At 47.1% G+C, this 21,212-nt stretch carries 26 protein-coding genes; 12 read left to right on the top strand and 14 right to left on the bottom strand.

Annotated features, from left to right (window positions below; translation table 11 throughout):
- The first annotated feature begins 18 nt into the window (after positions 1–18).
- Both HP398_RS12770 and eutH read left to right on the top strand, forming a co-directional pair.
- Complete coding sequence (locus HP398_RS12770; RefSeq protein ID WP_007725380.1) at positions 19–219, top strand: cold-shock protein; 201 nt, start codon at positions 19–21, stop codon at positions 217–219.
- Between the two features lie 384 nt (positions 220–603).
- Positions 604–1,878, top strand: a complete 1,275-nt coding sequence (gene eutH, locus HP398_RS12765; RefSeq protein ID WP_017250064.1) for an ethanolamine utilization protein EutH — start codon at positions 604–606, stop codon at positions 1,876–1,878.
- 40 nt (positions 1,879–1,918) lie between these two features.
- Here eutH and HP398_RS12760 read toward each other — a convergent pair whose 3' ends face one another.
- The 3 genes from HP398_RS12760 to HP398_RS12750 form a co-directional block, all read right to left on the bottom strand.
- Positions 1,919–2,563 carry a DUF2625 domain-containing protein gene (locus HP398_RS12760; protein WP_173622753.1) on the bottom strand — a complete coding sequence of 215 codons (645 nt, stop codon included), beginning with the start codon at positions 2,561–2,563 and terminating at the stop codon, positions 1,919–1,921.
- Between the two features lie 19 nt (positions 2,564–2,582).
- The gene (locus tag HP398_RS12755) at positions 2,583–2,909 is read right to left on the bottom strand and encodes a YnfA family protein (protein WP_106833682.1); all 327 of its coding nucleotides are present in this window, start codon (positions 2,907–2,909) and stop codon (positions 2,583–2,585) included.
- 125 nt (positions 2,910–3,034) lie between these two features.
- Complete coding sequence (locus HP398_RS12750) at positions 3,035–3,520, bottom strand: SRPBCC family protein (RefSeq protein WP_173622752.1); 486 nt, start codon at positions 3,518–3,520, stop codon at positions 3,035–3,037.
- A gap of 239 nt (positions 3,521–3,759) precedes the next feature.
- Between HP398_RS12750 and HP398_RS12745 the strand changes: the two genes are divergently transcribed.
- Both HP398_RS12745 and HP398_RS12740 read left to right on the top strand, forming a co-directional pair.
- On the top strand, positions 3,760–4,641 hold the full coding sequence (locus tag HP398_RS12745; protein ID WP_017250060.1) for a YitT family protein: 882 nt from the start codon (positions 3,760–3,762) through the stop codon (positions 4,639–4,641).
- A 160-nt stretch (positions 4,642–4,801) separates the two neighbouring features.
- Positions 4,802–5,296, top strand: coding sequence for a GNAT family N-acetyltransferase (locus HP398_RS12740; protein WP_173622751.1), 495 nt, complete (start codon positions 4,802–4,804; stop codon positions 5,294–5,296).
- A 56-nt stretch (positions 5,297–5,352) separates the two neighbouring features.
- Here the strand turns inward: HP398_RS12740 and HP398_RS12735 are convergent, their stop codons facing one another.
- Complete coding sequence (locus tag HP398_RS12735) at positions 5,353–7,092, bottom strand: sensor histidine kinase (RefSeq protein ID WP_173622750.1); 1,740 nt, start codon at positions 7,090–7,092, stop codon at positions 5,353–5,355.
- Positions 7,089–7,805: a response regulator transcription factor gene (locus HP398_RS12730; RefSeq protein ID WP_173622749.1), complete on the bottom strand. Its 717-nt coding sequence runs from the start codon at positions 7,803–7,805 to the stop codon at positions 7,089–7,091. The genes HP398_RS12735 and HP398_RS12730 overlap by 4 nt, the downstream gene beginning before the upstream one ends.
- Positions 7,806–7,913: 108 nt before the next feature.
- On the opposite strand from HP398_RS12730, the gene HP398_RS12725 reads away from it, so the two are divergent.
- The 4 genes from HP398_RS12725 to HP398_RS12710 are packed head-to-tail and all read left to right on the top strand — an operon-like array spanning position 7,914 to position 9,950.
- Positions 7,914–8,627, top strand: coding sequence for an ABC transporter permease (locus HP398_RS12725; RefSeq protein ID WP_017250056.1), 714 nt, complete (start codon positions 7,914–7,916; stop codon positions 8,625–8,627).
- On the top strand, positions 8,627–9,547 hold the full coding sequence (locus HP398_RS12720; protein ID WP_173622748.1) for an ABC transporter ATP-binding protein: 921 nt from the start codon (positions 8,627–8,629) through the stop codon (positions 9,545–9,547). Before HP398_RS12725 ends, HP398_RS12720 begins: the two co-directional genes overlap by 1 nt.
- On the top strand, positions 9,537–9,734 hold the full coding sequence (locus HP398_RS12715; protein WP_017250054.1) for a hypothetical protein: 198 nt from the start codon (positions 9,537–9,539) through the stop codon (positions 9,732–9,734). Before HP398_RS12720 ends, HP398_RS12715 begins: the two co-directional genes overlap by 11 nt.
- Positions 9,735–9,764: 30 nt before the next feature.
- Complete coding sequence (locus tag HP398_RS12710) at positions 9,765–9,950, top strand: hypothetical protein (RefSeq protein ID WP_017250053.1); 186 nt, start codon at positions 9,765–9,767, stop codon at positions 9,948–9,950.
- Positions 9,951–10,006: 56 nt separating this feature from the next.
- On the opposite strand, the gene HP398_RS12705 is transcribed toward HP398_RS12710, so the two are convergent.
- Positions 10,007–10,711: an HAD family hydrolase gene (locus HP398_RS12705; RefSeq protein ID WP_173622747.1), complete on the bottom strand. Its 705-nt coding sequence runs from the start codon at positions 10,709–10,711 to the stop codon at positions 10,007–10,009.
- A 98-nt stretch (positions 10,712–10,809) separates the two neighbouring features.
- On the opposite strand from HP398_RS12705, the gene HP398_RS12700 reads away from it, so the two are divergent.
- A complete protein-coding gene (locus HP398_RS12700; RefSeq protein WP_026043211.1) occupies positions 10,810–11,085 on the top strand; it encodes a hypothetical protein in 276 nt (91 codons plus the stop codon).
- A gap of 5 nt (positions 11,086–11,090) precedes the next feature.
- On the opposite strand, the gene HP398_RS12695 is transcribed toward HP398_RS12700, so the two are convergent.
- Positions 11,091–11,501 carry an acyl-CoA thioesterase gene (locus HP398_RS12695; RefSeq protein ID WP_017250051.1) on the bottom strand — a complete coding sequence of 137 codons (411 nt, stop codon included), beginning with the start codon at positions 11,499–11,501 and terminating at the stop codon, positions 11,091–11,093.
- Positions 11,502–11,642: 141 nt separating this feature from the next.
- On the opposite strand from HP398_RS12695, the gene HP398_RS12690 reads away from it, so the two are divergent.
- The 3 genes from HP398_RS12690 (at position 11,643) to HP398_RS12680 (ending at position 13,698) form a co-directional block, all read left to right on the top strand.
- Complete coding sequence (locus tag HP398_RS12690) at positions 11,643–12,098, top strand: DinB family protein (protein WP_173622746.1); 456 nt, start codon at positions 11,643–11,645, stop codon at positions 12,096–12,098.
- On the top strand, positions 12,095–12,613 hold the full coding sequence (locus HP398_RS12685; protein ID WP_173622745.1) for a GNAT family N-acetyltransferase: 519 nt from the start codon (positions 12,095–12,097) through the stop codon (positions 12,611–12,613). Before HP398_RS12690 ends, HP398_RS12685 begins: the two co-directional genes overlap by 4 nt.
- Positions 12,614–12,759: 146 nt before the next feature.
- Entirely contained in the window at positions 12,760–13,698 is a 939-nt protein-coding gene (locus tag HP398_RS12680) for a DMT family transporter (RefSeq protein WP_173622744.1), read from the top strand.
- A 65-nt stretch (positions 13,699–13,763) separates the two neighbouring features.
- Here HP398_RS12680 and HP398_RS12675 read toward each other — a convergent pair whose 3' ends face one another.
- The 7 genes from HP398_RS12675 to HP398_RS12645 all read right to left on the bottom strand — a co-directional run bounded on the left by HP398_RS12675 (position 13,764) and on the right by HP398_RS12645 (position 21,192).
- Entirely contained in the window at positions 13,764–14,783 is a 1,020-nt protein-coding gene (locus tag HP398_RS12675; RefSeq protein ID WP_173622743.1) for a S66 family peptidase, read from the bottom strand.
- A gap of 193 nt (positions 14,784–14,976) precedes the next feature.
- A complete protein-coding gene (locus HP398_RS12670) occupies positions 14,977–15,327 on the bottom strand; it encodes a hypothetical protein (protein WP_017250046.1) in 351 nt (116 codons plus the stop codon).
- Between the two features lie 155 nt (positions 15,328–15,482).
- The gene (locus tag HP398_RS12665) at positions 15,483–16,919 is read right to left on the bottom strand and encodes a sensor histidine kinase (protein WP_173622742.1); all 1,437 of its coding nucleotides are present in this window, start codon (positions 16,917–16,919) and stop codon (positions 15,483–15,485) included.
- Positions 16,919–17,617 carry a response regulator transcription factor gene (locus tag HP398_RS12660; protein ID WP_173622741.1) on the bottom strand — a complete coding sequence of 233 codons (699 nt, stop codon included), beginning with the start codon at positions 17,615–17,617 and terminating at the stop codon, positions 16,919–16,921. Before HP398_RS12660 ends, HP398_RS12665 begins: the two co-directional genes overlap by 1 nt.
- Before the next feature lie 195 nt (positions 17,618–17,812).
- Positions 17,813–19,147 carry a branched-chain amino acid transport system II carrier protein gene (gene brnQ / locus HP398_RS12655; RefSeq protein ID WP_069846816.1) on the bottom strand — a complete coding sequence of 445 codons (1,335 nt, stop codon included), beginning with the start codon at positions 19,145–19,147 and terminating at the stop codon, positions 17,813–17,815.
- A 119-nt stretch (positions 19,148–19,266) separates the two neighbouring features.
- A complete protein-coding gene (locus HP398_RS12650; protein ID WP_173622740.1) occupies positions 19,267–20,196 on the bottom strand; it encodes a DNA-3-methyladenine glycosylase family protein in 930 nt (309 codons plus the stop codon).
- Positions 20,197–20,271: 75 nt separating this feature from the next.
- Complete coding sequence (locus HP398_RS12645; protein ID WP_017250041.1) at positions 20,272–21,192, bottom strand: proline dehydrogenase family protein; 921 nt, start codon at positions 21,190–21,192, stop codon at positions 20,272–20,274.
- Between the last annotated feature and the right edge of the window lie 20 nt (positions 21,193–21,212).

Raw genomic sequence — 21,212 nt, 5'->3', positions numbered from 1 at the left:
TTGTTGGAGGTAACACCCATGCAAACAGGTACAGTTAAATGGTTCAATGCAGAAAAAGGTTATGGCTTCATCGCAGTTGAAGGCGGAAACGATGTATTCGTTCACTTCAGCGCAATCCAAGGCGACGGTTTCAAAACCCTCGAAGAAGGCCAACGCGTTGAATTCAACGTGGTTGAAGGCAACCGTGGTCCACAAGCTGAGAACGTAACAAAACTGTAAATTACACATAAAGCTGCCCTTGCGAATAACAAGGGCGGCTTTTTTTTTCAGCTTTTTTTTAGCTTTTTTTCTTCGCAAAATTCGTTCTTTGTTCCTAAAGAGCAGTTGACATTAGCCATGCCTCCCCATATAATCACTTTATAATGCAGAGTAAAGCAACGGCGCTTTCTAGCATAAGTTTCTAAAATGACACAATAAAATAAACGTGATTTGTATTTTTTGTTTATTTTTAGCGAGCTATGAAAGCGGTTCCAGCTGGTTGTTATTGCCATTACCTGTAAACAAGTTCATACAAAGTAAGCAAAGGCGCTTAGGGTCTATCTCATTCATTGATGAGGTCCTAAGTGCTTTTATTGTTTACATCCGCAAAAAGGTGGGATATCCATGGAGCACATTGGAAGCGTCATTATTTACATCATCATGTTATGTGCAGTGATTGGTGCCATTGCCGCGATTCGCAACGCCGATGAGGGTCTCGGTAAGGAGTTCATGGAAGGGATTCACTCAACAGGTTACATCTTCGTTCCTGCTGCCGGTATTATGGCGTCCCTACCGTACATCTCTTGGTTCGTAGAAAAAGCGGTATCACCCATCTTCAACAAAATTGGAGCAGATCCTGCGATTGCGGCAACTGCGATTCTCGCATCTGACATGGGTGGCTATCAGTTGGCAAACCTCCTGAAGACCTCCACAGAAGGATGGGTTATGGCGATGATCGTCGGTCTGATGGCCGGTGCTACGATCGTGTTCTCCATCCCAATGGGACTTGCTATGTTGGACAAGCGCGACCATAAATACATGGCGCTTGGCGTAATGTCCGGTATTTTGACTGTTCCGATTGGTGCTTTTATCTCTAGTGCCATTCTTGTTTTGACAAATGCAGAGGTTCGTGCTGAAATCTCGACGAACGCTGAATCGACTTATGCTTTTGCCATTGGCTTCGGACAGGTACTTCTGAACCTTTCACCGATTTTGTTCTTCGTACTAGCGATTGCTGCTGGTCTGCGTTTCCTGCCAGACTTGATGATTAAAGGCTTCATGATTTTCGGGAAGACAATGGATGCAGCTATCAAGCTCGTTCTCGTATTCTCGATCGTGCAACACTTTACTGGCATCTTTACAAAGATTTTCGGAGCTTGGGGCTTCGATCCAATCATCGCCGATCCAACCGATCAATACCGTGCGTTGGAGACCGCTGGTTACATCGGTATCATGCTCGCAGGTGCGTTCCCAATGGTTTACATGCTGCGTAAATATGCAGCGAAGCCACTCGAAGCATTGGGTAATAAGCTGGGCATGAGCCCTTCTGGTAGTGCAGGCTTGCTCGCAACTAGCGCGAACATCCTGGCTATGTTCCGTCTCATTCGTTCCATGCCGCCAAAAGACAAAGTTATCAACATTTCCTTCGGGGTTTGTTCCGCTTTCTTGCTGGGTGACCACTTGTCCTTCTCGGCAAACTTCCAACCGAACATTATCTTGCCGGTTATGATTGGTAAATTGGGTGCAGGTATTATCGGGATTGCTTTTGCTTACTGGCTCTCCGTTCCGAAAGCACTTGAACTAGAAAAACAAGATCGTGCTGCGGGAATTATCGGTCCAGATGAGTACTTGGATCATCATAATAGCGCTCAAGCTGAAGTTGCAGCAACCAAACAATAAAAGCAAAAGAGCGGTCCTTCGTGGGCCGCTCTTTTTTCCTTTACACAACCTTCTGGTTCATCTCCCAAATTTCCCATGCAGGTACCGGCTTTTTTGAGCACCCCTCCATCGTTAATTCACGCGCTTCTTTTGACCACAAAAAAGGATAGATCGCGAACATTTCATCCCCTTTTAGCTTGGAAACGTCCTTCTCCCAATCCTTCCAGAAAAATGTCGCATAAAACGTGTGGATATCCCCCGTCATTGCCCAGTGCAAAAAGTCGGTATAGCCAATCTCAAGATCCTCCCACGCGAGACTGTCCGGAGCAAAATACCATATACCGCCTACCGAATCTGGAAACATTCCACCATTAATCGCAAAGAATCCCCCTATGACATCGTCTGCTACCAACAGCATCTGATTCATGGCACATTGCTGATTCCAAGAAGTGATGGAACGGGGTAAATTCGGATGGCCGGACCCTAGAATCCGGAGCCAGCCTTGATGAATCAGAATCCCGCCTGTTTCAAAAGCAACAGCCCCTAGAGTTGACCTCGTCGTTACTTGTAAATCAACAAGCTGTTTTTCCCCTTTCTCCTGTTCAGATGGAAGAAGGGTAATCTTTCGGTCTGATGCTGACTGCCATTTTTTTATCTCTTCGATCGCTGAATCCTTTTCGCAGTACAATTCCTCGAAGCTTTTCATTTCAGCCTCCACTCCAAAGTTATTGGCGCGGCGCCCATAAGATGACGCTCACTCCGATCAGGCAGATAATAGCGCCTACCCAGTCATACAAATCAGGTGTCTTTTTATCCACCAGCCATCCCCAAAAAACAGCAAGAATGATAAAGACCCCTCCATAGGCGGCATATACCCGCCCGAAGGAAGGGAAGCTTTGAAGCGTAGGAATGATTCCGTACAACACCAGGATCAGCGCCCCGACGATACCGTACCAGTATGGCTTGGACTCCTTTAGCCAAAGCCATACCAAATATCCCCCGCCGATTTCGGCCAATCCCGCTAAAATAAACAATAGTATCGATACCGTCATCCATGTTTCCTCTTTTCCTATCAAAACGAGTAAGTGCAAAGATCACGTCTATTATCTGATTGTCCCTCATAGTCTGTATATGTAATCATCACATTGGCTCGCCATGACGGACGAATCTTCAAAATCTACCCTTGATGGGCAGCCTGTGGAGAGCAGCACAGATCTCCTTTGCCCGATTCAAGTGCAGATTTCAGGCTCCCCAAAACATGAGACCAAGCCATTTCGTGCCATCCCCGAGCCTTTTCCCACTCCTCTCCCTCTTTCCAACCGAAATGCTCGACCAATACTTGCGTTTTCCCCTCTGCTTCAGACAAGGTGACAAGCACGTAAGTCAAGGCATCCTCGTGATTCATGGTATATGCGAATTCATCCGGTCCCTTCCATGTAAAGCCCAAACGCTCCTTCGGTTCAAAATGGGTAATGATGCACCCTTTCGTCCCCATCTGGTCGCGATTGGCTGGATGGAAGTACAATTCGTACGTTCCGCCCAGATACGGCTCAATCGTTGCATCAGGCGCAAACCACTGAACAAGCCGTTCCTTTCGTGTCCATGCCCACCAAACCAGCTCTATGGATGATGATACTTCTATCTCCGTTTTGAAGAAACCCATTAAACTTCCCCCCAACTATTTTCCTAACAGTTTGAAAATAGCAATTTCTGTATAACCAGTCAATATAAACACTCGCTATCTCCACTTTCATGCTGAACGAGATTTTAAGCGTATAAATGAGTCTGAACAAGTCTGAATGGAATATTTTTTACTAAAAAGTGTAATTGTGCAGTAATCGCATAAGAATGAATGCTATAATAACTAAGTAAGTAAAAAATTTCACAATGGGGAGAGGAACGATGGAACAACCACTTGCAAAATCGACTCATCAGAAATTACCCATTGGAAAATTGCTCAAGAGGGTCTTCGGTATCCTGATTGGTGCTTCCCTGTTCTCGGTAGCACTCGAGATTTTTCTCGTACCGAACAATATTATCGACGGTGGAATCGTAGGTATCTCGATTATTACCTCGCATCTGTCTGGATTGCCTCTTGGCGTTTTCCTTTTCGTGCTTAACTTGCCCTTCTTAATCATAGGGTACAAGCAAATCGGAAAAACGTTTGCACTCTCGACCCTCTTTGGGGTTACGATCATGTCAATTGGAACGACACTCCTTCACCCTGTCCCAGGGCTAACGGATGATCCCCTGCTTGCAGCTGTATTTGGCGGCATACTTCTCGGGATTGGTGTAGGACTTGTTCTTCGCTATGGAGGCTCTCTGGATGGTACAGAGATCGTCGCTGTACTACTTAACAAGAAATCTCCGTTCTCCGTTGGTGAGATCGTTATGTTCATGAACTTATTCATTTTGAGCAGTGCCGGATTTGTATTCGGTTGGGATCGCGCGATGTACTCGCTGATTGCCTACTACATTGCATTCAAAATGATCGATCTGACCATCGAAGGCTTCCAGGAGTCGAAAGCGGTATGGATCATTAGCGACAATCACAAGGATTTGGGAGATGCGATTGTTGCTCGTCTGGGCCGTGGTGTGACCTATTTGAATGGGGAAGGCGGCTATACTGGAGACGACAAGAAAGTAATTTTCTGCATTATTACACGATTAGAAGAAGCCAAGCTGAAGCTGATCGTGGAAGAAGTTGACGAGAATGCCTTCTTGGCTGTCGGCAATATTCACGATGTGCGCGGTGGGCAGTTTAAGAAGAAAGCGATTCATTAGAGGGAAAAAAGTGTACCCTATAGAGCAGACTTTTGAAAAAGTCTTTCTATAGGGTATTTTTGTAATTACGTTCTGTAAAGAAGTGTCTACCATATGTTTCCACAAGCTGATAAATAGAGTACGATATTCGTATCACTCATGGATGAAGGAGGTTTTCTCAGTGAATCACGCATTCTCGATAGAACGAGTTCCTTTTGAACAGAAGCACGCTCTCAAGCAACTGTTGGAGCTGTATACGTACGATTTCACTGAGTTTGAGCCTTTCGAAGTAGATGACAACGGCTTGTTTGGCTATGACTACTTTGAGAAGTATTGGGTAGAACCAGAACGCCATCCCTTTTTTATCAAGGTAAATGGTAAGCTGGCCGGGTTTGTCCTTGTCCGCATGCTCACAACCTCTGATCCAGATTTGCCATCCATCCACTCCATTGCTGAGTTTTTTATCATGAAACGCTACCGTCAGCAGGGGATCGGAAAAGCGGTCTCCCATCAAATCTTCAAAATGTTCCCGGGTGCCTGGGAAGTCTTTCAATTGGAAAACAACATGCCTGCCATCAGCTTTTGGCGTACCAGCATCCGCGATTACACAGCCCATCACTATCAAGAGCGTCAAGAGGATGGCAAGGTCATTCAAACGTTTATTTCGAAACCGTAATACTAGAAAAAGCCAAGGGACAATGCGAATCCCTTGGCTTTCCTTATAGAAACCAGCTAGCTGGTGACCGCAGGAAACGTCATTATGACAACAGTTCCGCTACCCAGCTTGCTGTCCACCGTAATCTCTCCTCCGTGAGCCAAGACGAGCTGCTTGGCTATCGCCATGCCCAGCCCCGTTCCACTGGTATTCTCTCCTGTATGCCCACCTCGGTAGTATCTTTCGAACAGATTGGCCAGTGTCGTCTCATCCATTCCCGGACCATCGTCGGCAATTTTGACGACAAATTGATCTGCTGCAATCGACTGTACCTCTACGAGCACGTGTGTACCTGTCGGGGTATACTTGATCGCGTTTGTCAAAATGTTGACGATGATGCGGCGAAACCAGATTGGATCGACCTCGGCTGTTATCGATTGGACATTCGCCGAAAATTCGATGTCATGCAAAGAAGAGCTCGGATCGTTCACCATATCCACCACAATCCTGCGAATGGTTTCTACGATCGCGACAGGTTGTTTGACCATCGGCAAAGCTTGGTTCTTAAGTCGATAGGTCAAATTCAAATCCTCAATCAGCCCGTTCATGTAGTCTGACTTTTCCCGTATCGTTTTCCCAAATTCGCTGACTTCTTTTCTCTCCCACTCGTACTGTTCGGACTCCAAAAAGGTAGCATAACCGTAAATCGAGCTCAGAGGTGTCTTGAGATCATGGGAGAGCCCGGTAATCCATTCCTCTCGCGTCTGCTCGATCTCTCGTTGAAGCTTTTCATTGGAACGCAAGGTTTCACTCAGATGCCGGAGAGCGTCAAACACATCCTTGAACACACGAAATGATTTCTTTTCTTTCCCTCGCCAATTCCTTCCGATTGGTTTTCCTTTTTTCCCGATGGGCTCCTCATAGCGACCTTGGGCCAGTCTTTCCAGCCAATTCACCATATGCAAGAGCGGCTTACCTACCCGCCACGCATACCAGCTACCTGCGAATAAAACGACCAGGATCAAAACAATACCGATCTGAAGGAACGTTTCCTTGACCATGGCATCCTCAGACGTCTCTTGGACACCAGACTGATAGGTTGAATTCGGAATGCCCACTACGTATGTCAAATCGCTATTTTTGTCATATCTGCTAGTGATATGAACAGGAACATTTTTGGCTGTCTCACCATTCTGAAGAACTTCCGTCATGTCTAACTGGGCGGAAGCGTTCGGGTGATTCCATTGATGGATGAGTTTCCCCGCACGATCGTATACCAAGTACCATGCCTTTTCTTGGGAAAAGCTTTCGTTCAACTCGTTCCATGTCTCCTTGCTCTTTCCCGTTTTTGCTGCGATCAGGCGCTTCATCATTTCTTTTTCGGGAGCGGGTGTTCCATAAAGGATGATCATGTTCTCGTCAAATTGGTTAATGACCCAATGTGTGATGTGATAACGAGAAGCATCACGATTTTCTACATAAGCGATCCACTCCCCTGGCCCAAATTGACTGGGAACATCAGCAGGTGTCCGATAGTTGTACAGAATTTTGCCGTGCTTGTCGATGATCTGCAACCAGCCTTGATGTCTCGCCACGCTCTTCTCGATTTCCGGCTCGACGTGAATACGCTCCCCCTCATAATCAATCTTCAACGTCAAATCAGACGCATCCAGCCTCGACAAATCGATGGACAATTGCTCGTTCATGATCCGCCAGCCTAACCCCAGCATCGCGATAATCAGAAATAGCAGTAAAACGAGGAGAAATCCGAACAGCTGCCGGACATATTGAAAGATCAGCTTGTTCCGCAAATTCATGACTGTCTTGCCGGGCTAACCAGCTTGTAGCCCAGCCCTCTCACCGTGACCAAGAGCTTTGGCTGTCCCGGATTTTCTTCTATGCGCTGGCGCAGCTTGTGAATGTGCACCATGACTGTATTTTCATCAAACATTCCGTACTCGTCTTTCCATACATGATCGTATATTTGTTCTTTCGTAAATACTCGGTTTGGATTCTGGCAGAAGAAGACGAGCAAGGAAAATACTTGCGCCGGGCAGTCTACTCGCTCTCCGTTCACGAACAGCTCGGCTGCCTCCACATTTACGTGAAAACGTCCAAAATCAAAGCGTTTTTCTTCCGTCGATGGAGCAGATCCCCCCAAGGTTCTGCGCAGATGAGCCTTCATCCGGGCAACGACCTCTAACGGATGAAACGGCTTCGTAATATAATCGTCCGCTCCATAAGCGAATCCGCTTAATTTATCAAAATCCGTGCCCTTTGCTGTCAGAAAAAAGATTGGTGCCTTTGTTCGCTGGCGCACTGCTCCGCACAGCTCAAATCCATTTTTATCAGGCAGCATCACATCCAGAATCAACAAGTCGTATGTCTTCTCCTCCACGAGACGAATCGCCTCTGCTGCTGTCCTACATGTATCGATCTGGACAAAGCCTTCCTTTTTCAGCACTGTTTGGAGCATCTGCAAAATCGCTTCTTCATCATCTACCAGCAAGATTCTTGCTTCTTTCTCCATATCCGTTCCCTCCCCTGCTGTCATTCATTCTACCATGAGAAACGACACCAACAAAAAAGATAAGGAAATGGTAAGGTAGCGTTTTAGTAGGGGAAAGGTCTGGCCATTATGATGAAGGAGAAAGGAGCGGATTCACCTATGTGGGCTATTTGCCAACACGAATTTTTTCGGTTGTTTAAAAGTATCAAATCGTTAATTACCGTTGCCTTTATCGTAGGCATCTCGTACTTGGTTTCTGACCTCGTCAATCAGGCAGCAAGCTTTCTGCCACAACAGGAGCTGGCGCAGGGACATGCGCTTGGTATCTTTGTACTTATCATGCTGTTTGGGCCGTTGTTTGTATTCAGCCTGTCCCATGATGTCATAAATCGTGAGCTAGCGGGCAGGACGATTCGCTTTCTCGTCACCCGGACCTCACGTAATCAGATCATTTTAGGGAAATTTCTCGGAGTGGCGTTCTTCTGGCTAACCTGCATGCTTATTACGTTTGGCGTAGTATTCGCCACCGTGCAAACGTTTGACGCCAAGACCTTTTACCTCTGCGTATCCCTGCTTATCTATTGCATCTCGCTGGCACTGCTGCTCTCGCTCGTGATACCTCGCCCCAGCTACACGATGTTTTTGGGAATTGTGATCGCACTGATTATGCCAGGTCTCGGTCTGTGGAGCACCTTCTCCAGTCACCCAGCAGCACCATGGATTAAATATTTGACACCCTTTTCATTTATGGAAAAAGGCGGCGCCTGGACCGGCTTCATATGGCTCTATGCAGCAGCTTTCCTAATCGCTTCTATGTACTTATTCCGACGGAGGGATTGTTAATGGCAATGATCGAGACCATACAGTTGAACAAGCGCTTTGGCAATCGCACGGTCGTGAATGACGTCAGTCTTACTGTGCACAGCGGGGAGATTTTCGGATTCCTCGGTCGAAACGGCGCAGGAAAATCGACCTTTATCAATATGCTGACAGGTATTCTGATTCCGACAGCAGGCACCATTCGCATGTTTGGAGAAGATGCCCATACAGAGGGATGGAAAAAACGAATTGGCGTACTGCCTGATTACTCCACCTTCTACGACCATCTCTCACCTGCGGAGCACCTGCACTATTTCGCTCAGGTAAAAGGCGTCACACTGACAAAGGAAGAATGCATGCGCCTTCTGACAGCTGTTGAGCTTGAGGAGCATGCATCCCGCAAAGCCAAAACCTTTTCCTTCGGGATGAAAAAGAAGCTGGGGATTGCCCAAGCATTAGTCGGAGACCCAGAGCTCATCTTCCTTGATGAACCTACTTCTGGCGTAGACGTCGAATCAGCCCTGCATATTCAAAATTTGCTGCGCAAGCTCCATCAACAAGGAAAAACGATCTTCATGACCTCGCACAATTTGAATGAAGTCGAGAAAATCTGTACTCGCATCGCCATCATGAAAAGCGGAAATATCAGTTCTCTCGGCACTCTCGATGAGTTGCAAGCTGCCCATCAGGCATGGCGATCTGTGCATGTGCGCCACTCGGCTTTTGCTACAGAGGATTCTGGAAACCTGCGCACCTTTATTGAGTCACTCGGGCGCAATACAATTTGGGAAGACGGGCGTCTCTCGATCCAGGTCGATGATGATCAAAAAGTGGCAACCCTCGTTCGTGCTCTTGTTCAGGGACGCGTGGATATTTATGGCGTGAACGTTGAAGTACCTTCGCTCGAACGAATCTTTATGGGGGAAGAAGCTCATGATGCTTAATCTCGTTTTTGCCCTGCTTCTATCCGGGATGCTGCTTTTCAACATCTCGATAGGAAAAAGCGTGACCACCGGAAGTATGTCAATCACGATTGGCCTGATTGTCCTCAATCTCATCTTTTTCATCACAAAGTACAGGAAGAGTCATCATGAAAAAATGAAAGATCAGGTTAGTAGAAACCATCGATAATCAGGCTCATGTAAATGGGGGGAGATTCGCATGGCCAGTAGATATCTGGAGTTTGCCGTTATCCTGACAGGGATGTTACTGTATAAAATCTTTTGGGGAAATCTTTCATCGGGAGCTATTGGGATTTTAATTGGGCTGATTATTGTTACTCTCATCCTTTTCATGAGAAAGCAGTACGCAAAACGTGAGGAACAAAAGAAGCAAGAAAATACTTAGAAAAAAGCAGCTCGATTGCCACCGAAAACAGCTATGGGGCAACGGGCTGCTTTTTTCTACAAGATTGCGAGAAGTTGATCCAGTCGTTCAATGACAGCGAGTGGCTGATGCTCGGAAGTAGGTTTCTTCCCACCTGGATTGATCCAGACAGCTGAGAAGCCTGCGTCCATCGCGCCTGCTACATCTGCCTCCCACGTATCTCCAACGAACAGCACCTGTTTGCTCTCAACACCGAGTTTTTCACGAACATGTTCATATATGCGTAGATCAGGCTTATGATGTCCGATGATTTCGGAGATAAACACCCGCTCCCGAGGAAAATACGCAGACAAACCCAACCGCTCCACTTTGATAAAAGCCATATCGACAGGGCCATTGGTGACAATCCCTAGCGTATGCTCTTCTGCCAACTTCGCAATGGTAGACTGAACAGTGACATCTGGCTGAACTGCATCCATACATGCCGCCTGATAGGCGCGTTGAAAATCGTCGACCTGCTCCACTTCAATCTGTCGGTTACAATCAGCCATGGCTCGCTGAAAACGTAACCTTCTGTATTGCGTAAAATCGTAGCGTTTGGCAATCACATCTCCCCACAAATCATCTCCGTGGCGCCGCAGACCCTCAAGGAATTTCTCTTGGTCTAGTTCTGCTGTAAGTGCATGTGCCGCGATTGTCTGCTGCATCCCTTTCTCCCAGCAAGCTAAAAAATCGAAGAGAGTGTCGTCGAGATCAAATAGGATTGTTGTAAATTTGGACATGGCTGAGTTGCGTCCCCTTCCCTTTTTCTTGCTGTTTCATTGTGCATATGACTCTGTCTTTTGTTATGATCATTGTAACGGAAAAAGGAGGTGGAAACATGTCTAACGAAAAACTGGATATTTTGATAGAGGGTATGAATGAGTTGCGTTTGGTTTCTCATGCTCTTATGGATCGGCAGGACGAATTGGATGCCAAGATGGAAGCTTTGACTATGGACGTTCACCAGTTAAAAAACGATGTTGCCGAACTAAAGCAGGATGTTGCTGAGTTAAAGGAAGGTCAAGATCGCCATGAGCGTATCTTGGAGACATTGGCGCTGCGCGCTCTCGAATGGAATAATTTCCGCCGAGATTTCATTCGCAAGTCATCCTGATGCCTTTAGCTTTTAGGCAATTCCACAAGCAGTGTCTCTTTCAACTCAACTGGCAAAGAAATAGACTGGCGTGTATTCGCATCGATCATGACCATTGTCACATCGGCGTCCGCCACTAATACCTCTGCAGCGTTGTACAGCTCCTGGCGGATGACGAAGCTTTTTTCACCCACCTTGATCACCGTAGTAAGCGCCGTTACCTCTTCACGCATCTTCAACTCTTTGCGGTAGTTAATATTTATATTGACCACTACCGGCATGATGGCCCGTCGCCTCAATTCATCCAGTGTAAATCCTTGCTCCCATATCCACTCAAAACGCGCCCACTCCATGTACTCTAAATACTTAGCATTGTTTACATGTCCGATTACATCAATATCAGTAGAACGCACAGTTAAATTATAGCGATGAGCCATCGTTCTCACTCCTTGTTTTTCTTCAGTATAACGAATTCAGCTAGCTGAGTGAACATTCATTCAAAATATTCCGAATGATCATGCTGTTCTTTCCTGATCTTTTTCCTATAATAAAAATAAACCACTAGAAAGGAAGATTGGATGTTCGAACAAGAACTATTGCCGACCTTGCAAACAGCTCGCTCTCGGTATCAGGATGCACTCGTCGATTTGAATGAAGCCGAGCTTGGCTGGAAGCTGGCTCCGGGCTCCAATTCTATCGGATTTTTGATTCATCACACCGCGGAAGTTGAATATCGATTCTGTATGATGTTTTTCGGCAGAGCAATCCCGTCCGAAATCACCCTCACTACAATTGGACCTGTAAAGGATGAAGGAAATTTTACCGACTTGTCTGCCTTGCTTGCTTTCAAAGAGGCTGCCTACCACCACTTGCTGGATTCTCTGGCTACCCTGCCAAAAGACGCGTGGGACATCCCCTGTGAAGCACCGATTGCCACGTTGACTCCCCGTCAGGCACTTGGTCGTCTGATCTATCATATGGGCTACCACGGCGGGCAGATTGGACTTATCCGCAAGTACGGAGGACCTCAATGAGTCTCATTCTGACAGGTGAGCGGCTCATCATTCGCGAATTGCTGCGCGAGGACTTACCCGACTTACTCGCCACCTACAACAGTAATCCAAAGTACAATCAGCTTCGAAACGGCATGAGTACAGTATGTCTTGCTGAACTGGAAGCCGAATATGACGCCACCATACGCATACCTTCCGGACATTGGCTCGCCATTACTCGTGAAGGTACGATCATCGGAGTCATCCATATCGTCCTCTCCAGTGAAAACGATCCAAAAAGCTGGATTAGTCTCTTGCTACTGCATGCCGACTATCAGCAGCAGGGCTTTGGAAAAGAGGCAGTGGCGCTCATAGAAGACTACTGCATCCAACATGGCAGTCAGCATGTTCATCACGGTGTCATTGCGCATAATGAACCCACTCTTCTTTTCTGGGGGCGGCTTGGCTATGAGCAGTATCGTCAGGTGGAGGCACCAGTCGGTCGTCTGACACAACCGGTGCTGCTGGTAGCCAAGTGGCTAACCCCTACAAAGTAAGGAGGTGAAATATATGAACCGTCGCCTTTTTGAAAATGATGTGCCCACCCTCCTCTCCTAGTCGGTGAGGAAGCGGTTCTCTTACTGCCTCCCGGCTACGGAATAACGCTCGAATGATTGATTCATTATTCCGGGAGGGACCTGTTATGTCACAATCACAATGGAAGCAAATGTTTTTGGGTGCTGTCTGCCTAACGCTCGCCGCAGCGATCTGGGGCGGTGTTTATGTAGTCAGCAAGGTCGTGTTGGAAGTGATTCCACCGTTCACGCTATTGATTTTGCGCTTTTGCATTGCTTTAGTCGTGTTGGGGGCATTTACCGTTGCTCACAAGGAGCGTGTCGCGAAAAAGGATTATCCTCTACTGATGGCCATCGCATTCGTCGGGGTCACGATCTCAATCGCCGCGCAATTTCTTGGTACCAAGCTGTCTACTGCCCACATGGGTGCATTGATTACCTCCGCATCGCCTGCCTTTATTGCCATTTTTGCGGTCTGGCTACTAAAGGAGCGCATCCATTTGAAGCAGGCAGCGGGTATTTTGTTAGCGACGATTGGTGTGATCATCGTCATCGGTGTTCCAGATCAAGCTGACGCCCAGTCTTCCCTGACAGGCAACCTGATTTTGCTCGTAGCAGCGATTAGCTGGGGATTGTATACCGTTCTCAGCAAAAAGGCAACGCAACGCTATTCGTCCCTGTTAGTCACTACCTACGTAGCATTGTTTGGCATCATCTTTACGAGTCCGCTCATGTTTTGGGAGCTGTCTGTCACGCCTGTCTCCTGGCAATTTGGTTGGGACATCTGGGCAGGCGTTCTCTATATCGGGATGATTTCTACCGCAGGTGCTTTTTATTTGTGGAACAAAGGCTTCGAGCTGATGCCCGCAGGGAGTGGGGCTGGGTTCTTTTTTGTTCAGCCCATTGTCGGTGCATGTTTAGGCTGGCTGTTGCTACATGAACATTTGGGTGTTGGCTTTTTCGCTGGCGGCGCATTTATTTTCCTTGGTGTCGCCTTGTCCACTCTGCGAACACGTGAATCGACGAAGGAACATCCTCTCCCCCATTACAACGAGAAGCAAGGCTAAAAATTATGTATGCTTACATGCTACGAGGACTTCCCATTCGTTGGGAAGCCCTCGTTTTCTTATGCTTATGGACGAAAATATTGCCGGACGCTTCCTTTATCGAAAGATAGCTCCACTTCAGCAAATGCTCCATTAATAAACGTGATTTGTGGCGGTATATGCCCGCAATCTACATCGTAGAGGACAGGAACTTGCAGCTCAGCAGCCAACTCCTGATAGACGTCTTCCACGGTATAGCCGTCGACCGCCTGATTCGCTGGACTGCGCCCAAACATGATCCCCGCACAATGATCGAACCATCCGGCCAGCTTCATCTGTACCAATGATCTGCGCAGATCAGTCGTAGAAAGCTCACAGTTTTCCAAATACCAGATGATCGCTTCATTCCCGATCTGTTCTTTTTGAAACGTTTGCACGTCCCCATACGGTGTGCCGATCACATGCCGAATGGTATCGATACAGCCGCCAAGTAGCCGGCCCTGCATGTTTACGTGGGGAGTAGTCTCTGTGGTTTTCCATACAGTCGGTTCTGTCAGGTGAAAGATATGCGGCGAAAGATTCGTATGCTGCCATTCCTTTTGATACATCGGGGAAGAGTACTGCAACACAGATTCGCCCTCTTTCGTTGACAGAACCGTTTCCCACATGGCGGTCGTCTCATCCATATCTGCTCCACGCAAATCCACCAGATTCGTCCCATGGGCCGTAGCCATCCCCGTTTTTAATGTAATCGCGAGCAACAGCACACTCACATCTGAATAGCCTAACACCCATTTTGATTGCATGGACTGAAAATCAAGCTTGTCTAAAATCTCAATCAGCAGCTCGCCACCCCAGGGAGGGATGATGATATCGACGTCTTCCTCTTGCATCAGGGAGTTCAATTCGGCTGCGCGTTTTGTGGCAGGAGCTGACTTGGCTTTTTCCTGTGTCCAGACTGTATCTTTGCAAACGATGGAATACCCCCTGCTCTCCATACGACTGCATGCCAGCCTGATTAGTTCATGCAAATACACTGGTACACCAGATGATGGCGCAGTTACCCCTATAGTAGCGCCCTTTTTTAACGATGGATACGTGATCATGCTTCTCCCTCCCGCTCGCTCTGTATGATTTTGGATAATCATACCACATACCACCAAAGTATCTTCCAGGCTCTCATCAATACGACTACTTTTCTTAGACAAAAAAAAGACGACCTATGGCCGTCATCAAGTTATATAAAACGGGAGGGAAGTAGAGGAGTTCAAACGAACGTGTTTCGAGTTCGTGAATGGATTACTTCTTGCTGGCGTCAGTCGTTGCAGCCTGTCCAGTGGAACCGCTGTTGTCAGTTCCCGCAGCACCAGGCGATCCAGTGCTGGTACCTGCATCAGAATTGGCATCTGTCGCAGGTGCTTCTGTAGACGAACCTTTGTCCGCAGAGGCATCCGTTGTAGACTGATCTTGCGAAACCGAGCTATCGGTCGATTGTCCGCTATCAGTAGTGGAGGACCCCGGAGCGGTTTCGCTTGTCGTGCCCTCTGGTTGTGTCGCCGGTTCAGGTGTTCCTGTTGTGTCAGAGCAGGCAACCAAGCTGCCAGACAGGAGTAATGCGACAGTGGCAATGGAGAACCATTTTTTGTTCATGTTCATTCCCCTTTCATTCCTTGGCTTCGTGACCTTCTCGCTGTCACACCTATATCGTAACGGGCAAAGATAACCATTCTGTAAGGAAAGTGGGAAAAAACGATGATCAAAATATGAAAAAAGTATGACCATGATCATTTGGAGTGGATCATGCTTTAGTTCTCCGGCTTAATCCTTGGAAGCCATATCGTAAAAGTACTGCCTTTCCCAGGCGTGCTCTCTACTCCACATTTGCCATCATGCAGTTCTACCAGCTCTTTTACAATGGCGAGTCCAAGTCCTGTCCCTTTATTGTTCTTGGAACGTCCCCGATCCACTTTGAAAAAACGTTCCCAGATGCGATCCAGATCATCTGCGGCAATCCCCATCCCTGTATCGATCACTTGAATCTGTACGTATTCCTCTTCCAGCGAAGCACGCATGCGAATTTCACCTGTAGTCGTAAACTTAAGCGCATTCTTCACCAGATTTTTCAGAATTTGCGCGATCCGGTCCTTGTCAGCATAAATTCGCGGAAGCTCGTCCTCTACCTCTACTCCCATGCGAAGCCCTTTTTCCTCTGCTTCTTGATGGAAGGAAAAAGCAACCCGATTCATGACATCTGCCACATCGACAGGGAATTTGGCCAGATTTACTTCGTTGTTCTCCAGCTTCATCAAGTCCATCAGGTCATCCACCAAGCGATTCACTTGCATCGTTTCGGTGTACATCACAGCGTAATACTTCTGTCGGGCCTCTTCTTCTTCTACCAAGCCGTCTTGCAACGCCTCGAGAAAACCTTGGATCGCGGTGAGAGGCGTCCGCAATTCATGGGAGACATTCGCCAAAAAATCATTGCGCACTTGCTCCAGATGATGACGCTCCTGCTCTACCTTTTCCAGCTTCTGTGCCATTGTATTGATCGTTTGCGCCAAGTCGCTGATCTCGTCAGACGTATCGACCTGAACGCGCTCTGCATAATTCCCGCGACCGATTTCAGCCGCTGTTCTCTCAATGGTTCGCAATGGGCGGGAGATTGACCATGACAAATACGAAACCATGATCGTAGAAAGAAGCACCCCAAACAATGTCGCCCACAGAATCGACTCGCGCATTTGACCAAAGGTTTTCTCAATTCCTTCAATCGGCGCATGCAAAATAATTCCGCCATAAACGTTTTCGCCCTCGCCCCACGGGACGGAGACCGACAGCATCGGGTCATCCAGACCTTCGATTTGCAGCTCGGTTACCGCGCTTTTTCCGTGAAGCACGTTACCCGCGATGGAAACTGCCACGGACTTGCCCGTAAGCATCTCATCCTTCATCGAAGTCGCGACGATTTTTCCTTTCGAATCAAATAACCAGATGCGGGTATCAAATGACTCGTCCAGCATCGCCAGCTTGTCCAAGAGCTGTTTGTTTACTTCATTACTGTTATGGATAGCGGCATTCACTTTTTTCGCCATCCGCAAAAGCTCTTCTTCCTTGGCATTGTAGATGTACTCCTTCGTAAAAAAGGAGAGAACGATACCGGTAATCCCCAGCCCCACCAAAACGGTAGCCAAAAAGCTGACCAGCAGTCTGCGATAGATACTTTTCGACATGCCTAGCATCAGTTATCCACCCCAAACTTATAGCCGATCCCCCAAACTGTTTGAATGCATTCATAAGGGAGCTTATCTAAACGCTGTCTGATCTTTTTAATATGAACATCGATCGTTCGAACATCGCCAAAATAATCGAAGCCCCACACTTGTTCCAGCAATTGCTCCCGTGACCATACACTTCCCGGAGATTTGACAAGTTGAACTAGCAGATCAAACTCCTTCGGGCGAAAGCTCACTTTTTCCCCGGCAACGATTACTTCTCGTTTATCCAGGTCAATCGTCAATTGATCAAAAGTAAAGGTCCGAAGCACTGCCTCATCTTCTACTCTTGGCTTTGGCTGCAATCTGCGCATAATCGCGCGGATACGAGCAACGATCTCACGTGGACTAAACGGCTTCGTTACGTAATCATCCGCTCCGAGCTCCAAGCCGAGTACACGATCAAACTCCTCATCCTTTGCCGTCAGCATAATAATCGGCGTATCCCACTTCTTGCGGATTTCCCGACATGCTTCAAAGCCGTCCACCTGTGGCATCATGACATCGAGAATGACCACATCCGGCTGTTCCTTTACCATCATCTCAAGAGCTTCTCTTCCATCTGTTGCTGAGATGAGCTCGATTTGTTGTTTTTCAAAATAAAGGCGAATAATTTCGCGTACGTTTGGATCGTCATCGGCAACCAAGACTTTCATCGTGGACATAGCCAATAACCTCCCTTCTTTCAAAACGACATAAAATGAAACATGTCGTTCAGACAATTTACGTTTTTCCATGGTAACATAGATCACCCGTATTGTGGACGGATAGAAGTCCTATGCAGCTGGTAAAAGCAGGACAAGAATTGTTTGCGACATGAAAAAAGCGAGTAGACCTAAAGCCCACTCGCTCTTTATTCTTTACTTCGTTTCTCTTACAATCGGAACACTGCGTGTGAGGCTAGCCCACAACAACCCTAACAGTGCGCCTGCAAAAGCTGGCACCAGCCAACCAATTCCTACTTTGTACAGTGGCAATTGTTCCAAGATTGGCGTCAGAGAGTCGATAGACAATCCAAGCTGAGATGCTCCATCCAACAGACTGATGACAGCCGTTGCCGTGATCGCGCCTACGTATACAGCACGATGTCCATTGAACATCCGATCACAAAACGTCAGCAGCATCAGCACAATCGCCAGCGGATAAATCGCCATCAAGACAGGCACTGAGAAGGTAATCAGCTGCGTCAAGCCTACGTTTGCTACCGCAGCACTGAACGCACACAGGATCACAGCCATTTTCTTGTAGGAAATGCTAGGAATACGACTCGAGAAAAATTGACTGCACGCTGTGACGAGCCCAACAGAAGTGGTGAGGCAAGCAAGCGTAACAGCTGCTCCCAGCAGGAGTGAGCCTAATGGACCGAACAGTTGCAGCACAACCCCAGTTAAGATCTGACCGCCGTTTGCCGATTTCGCAATCGAAACACTCGTCGCTCCCAGATAGCTGAGGGCAAGGTATACGAGTCCGAGACCCGTAGCGGCGAGGATTCCGGCTTTGATCGTGGACCACATCACTTTTTTGCGATCGATGATACCTCTATCCTGAACAGCCGATGTTACTACCAGACCAAATACCATCGCAGCCAACGCATCGAGCGTCAGATAGCCTTCGATAAATCCTTTGAAAAATGCTGTATCCTGATAGGCGCCTGTCGGCTGTCCTACCTCACCCAAAGGCGAAATGAGTGATTTGACAAACATCAGACCAATGATGATCAAAAGAGCAGGTGTTAAGATTTTACCGATTCGATCCACCAGCTTGCTCGGGTTCAGACTCAACCAGAAGGTGATGGCAAAATAGACGATCGTGGTCACAAAAAGCGGTACCCAACTGCCTTTCATGGATTCAGGCAAGTACGGCAACACGCCCATCTCAAAGGTTACTGTACCTGTCCGCGGAATCGCCATGAATGGACCAATCGACAGATACACAATAAAGGTGAACACAACTGCAAACATTGGATGGACTCTTGACGCCATCGTCTGCAAATTACCACCAGCCAAGCCTACCGCAATGATTCCCAGTAAAGGCAGACCTACACCAGTAATCAAAAAGCCAGCCATCGCGACCCAAACATTATCTCCTGCAGCTTGTCCTAGAGCTGGCGGAAAAATCATGTTCCCTGCTCCAAAGAATAGGGCAAACAGCATCAAACCAATTGTAATTGTTTCTTTCGTTGAAAGTTCTTTCATATGAATCCTCTCAATATTGTTTAATAAAATAAAATTTTCATTAGTATAACTTAAAATTAACTCACTATTCAACCTTTAATTTTTTAAAATTATTGAACTTTTGTTAAAAATGAAAGTTTTTACAGGTCAAATACCTCTTTTCTCTTGATCGCCCCCACTGCTTCCCATACGTAGAGACAATAGATACTACGCCATGGAGCCCACTTTTCTCCTATCTTGCGAATATCGTTTTCATTTGGCTTCGAATTCATTCCATAGAGGTGAACAATTCCATTTCGCAAACCGATGTCAGCAGCCGGCAACAAGTCTGGACGCCCCATCCCAAACATGAGAAGGCACTCTACTGTCCACCGTCCAATTCCTCGCAGAGAAGTGAGGTACGTAATGATTTCCTCGTCACCCATTGTCCATAGTCTTTCCAAATCTACCGTTTCATTCACAATGGCACGGGCGAAATCGATAATATACTCTGCTTTTCGCTGACTAAATTGCAGTGTACGCAAATCCTCTACAGTCAATCTCGCTACCGCGTCAGGAGTCGGAAAAGCGATGAGGCCCTCGCCGTTTGGGTTTTCTACTGGGTCACCTGCCAGTGTCACCAGCCTTTCGGTCAAATTGGCTGCAAAGGTCAGATTGATCTGCTGCCCGATAATGGTCTTGACCATACACTGAAATAAATCTGCATCCAGCATAAGACGAAGACCACGAAACCGCTCGGTCAGAATGGCGAGTTCCTTTTCCGCCCTCATTTGCTCGTAAATAACGGATAGATCCAAATCGGCACTAAAAGTACGGCGGATCATTTTTTCTAGCAGCTGCTGGTCTGTCGTGGACAAAATCGCCTGTGTCTCGTAGTGCAATACGGGTTCTTCCAAGCTACCCACAAATTGCATATGGACCAGAACAGGCCGTAAGCCAATACGAAAGACGCGCTCTAGGCTATTTTTTTCTTTATTCACACGTATCTGCGTATCTGGATGTGTCTCAAGACGCCGAAGCAACCGGTCAAAAGAATACGGGGGAGTAAGCGGAATAATCGAACAATTCACAAGACTCTCACCTTTCCAGATAAAATAAAAACCTCCGGAGAATCCTCCGAAGGTGTCAAGTATACTTTGCAAAACTTATTTCGTAAACATCCCTTTGAGAACAAATTTTACGTTTGCCGGACTTTCTGCCAAACGGCGCATGAAATATCCGTACCAGTCGTTTCCATACGGTACATAAACACGCATTTTATAGCCTTCGCGAGCCAAGTCAATTTGGGACTGCGTACGAATGCCATACAGCATTTGGAATTCAAACTGTGTGCGCGGGATGTTGTGTTCCTTTTCCAGCTTTTTCACAAAATCAATAATGTTGTCATCATGGGTTGCCACAGCAGCATACCCGCCGTTCAACAGATGCTGCTTGATGATTTTCTTGTAGTTCTCATCTACATCTGGCTTGTTCGGGTAAGCGACTTCAGGAGACTCCTTGTAAGCTCCTTTTACGAGACGGAAGTTCACTTTTTTGTCCTTCAGGCTGTCGATATCATCCGCTGCTTTGTAGAGATACGCCTGAATAACGGTTCCTACGTTGTCGTACTCTTGCAGTAATTCGTTCAGAATCTCCATGGTCACGTGATTGTGTGCATAGTCCTCCATGTCGATACGAACGAAAATGTTTCCGTTTTTCTTAGCCGAATCCAAAATGCGTCTCATGTTGTTCATGCAGAGCTCACGACTGATGTCCAGACCAAGCGAAGTCATTTTCAACGAGAGATTGCAATCGACACCGGATTGGTGGATCGCTTCCAGCGTTTTGATGCAATAGTCAGCAGACTCGTTTGCTTCCTCTACACTGAACACGAATTCGCCCAGATGATCCAGCGTGCACACGAGACCTTGCTGATTCAGCTTACGTACGGCGCTAATTGCCTCCGCAATGGTTTGACCGGATACAAAGCGACTCGCTCCAAAGCGCAGACCCCACTTTTTCGCGGCAGAATTTAAGGTTTTGTTTTTAGATAAAAATAGAAAGAAATCCTTCATAGCTTGTTCCATCGTTGACTGTCTCCTCCTCA

Origin of the sequence: Brevibacillus sp. HB1.4B (genome assembly GCF_013284285.1) — a bacterium.
Taxonomy (GTDB): Bacteria; Bacillota; Bacilli; order Brevibacillales; family Brevibacillaceae; genus Brevibacillus; species Brevibacillus porteri.
Note: the sequence above shows the minus strand (reverse complement) of the source record. Positions and strands in the feature narration are given on the sequence as shown.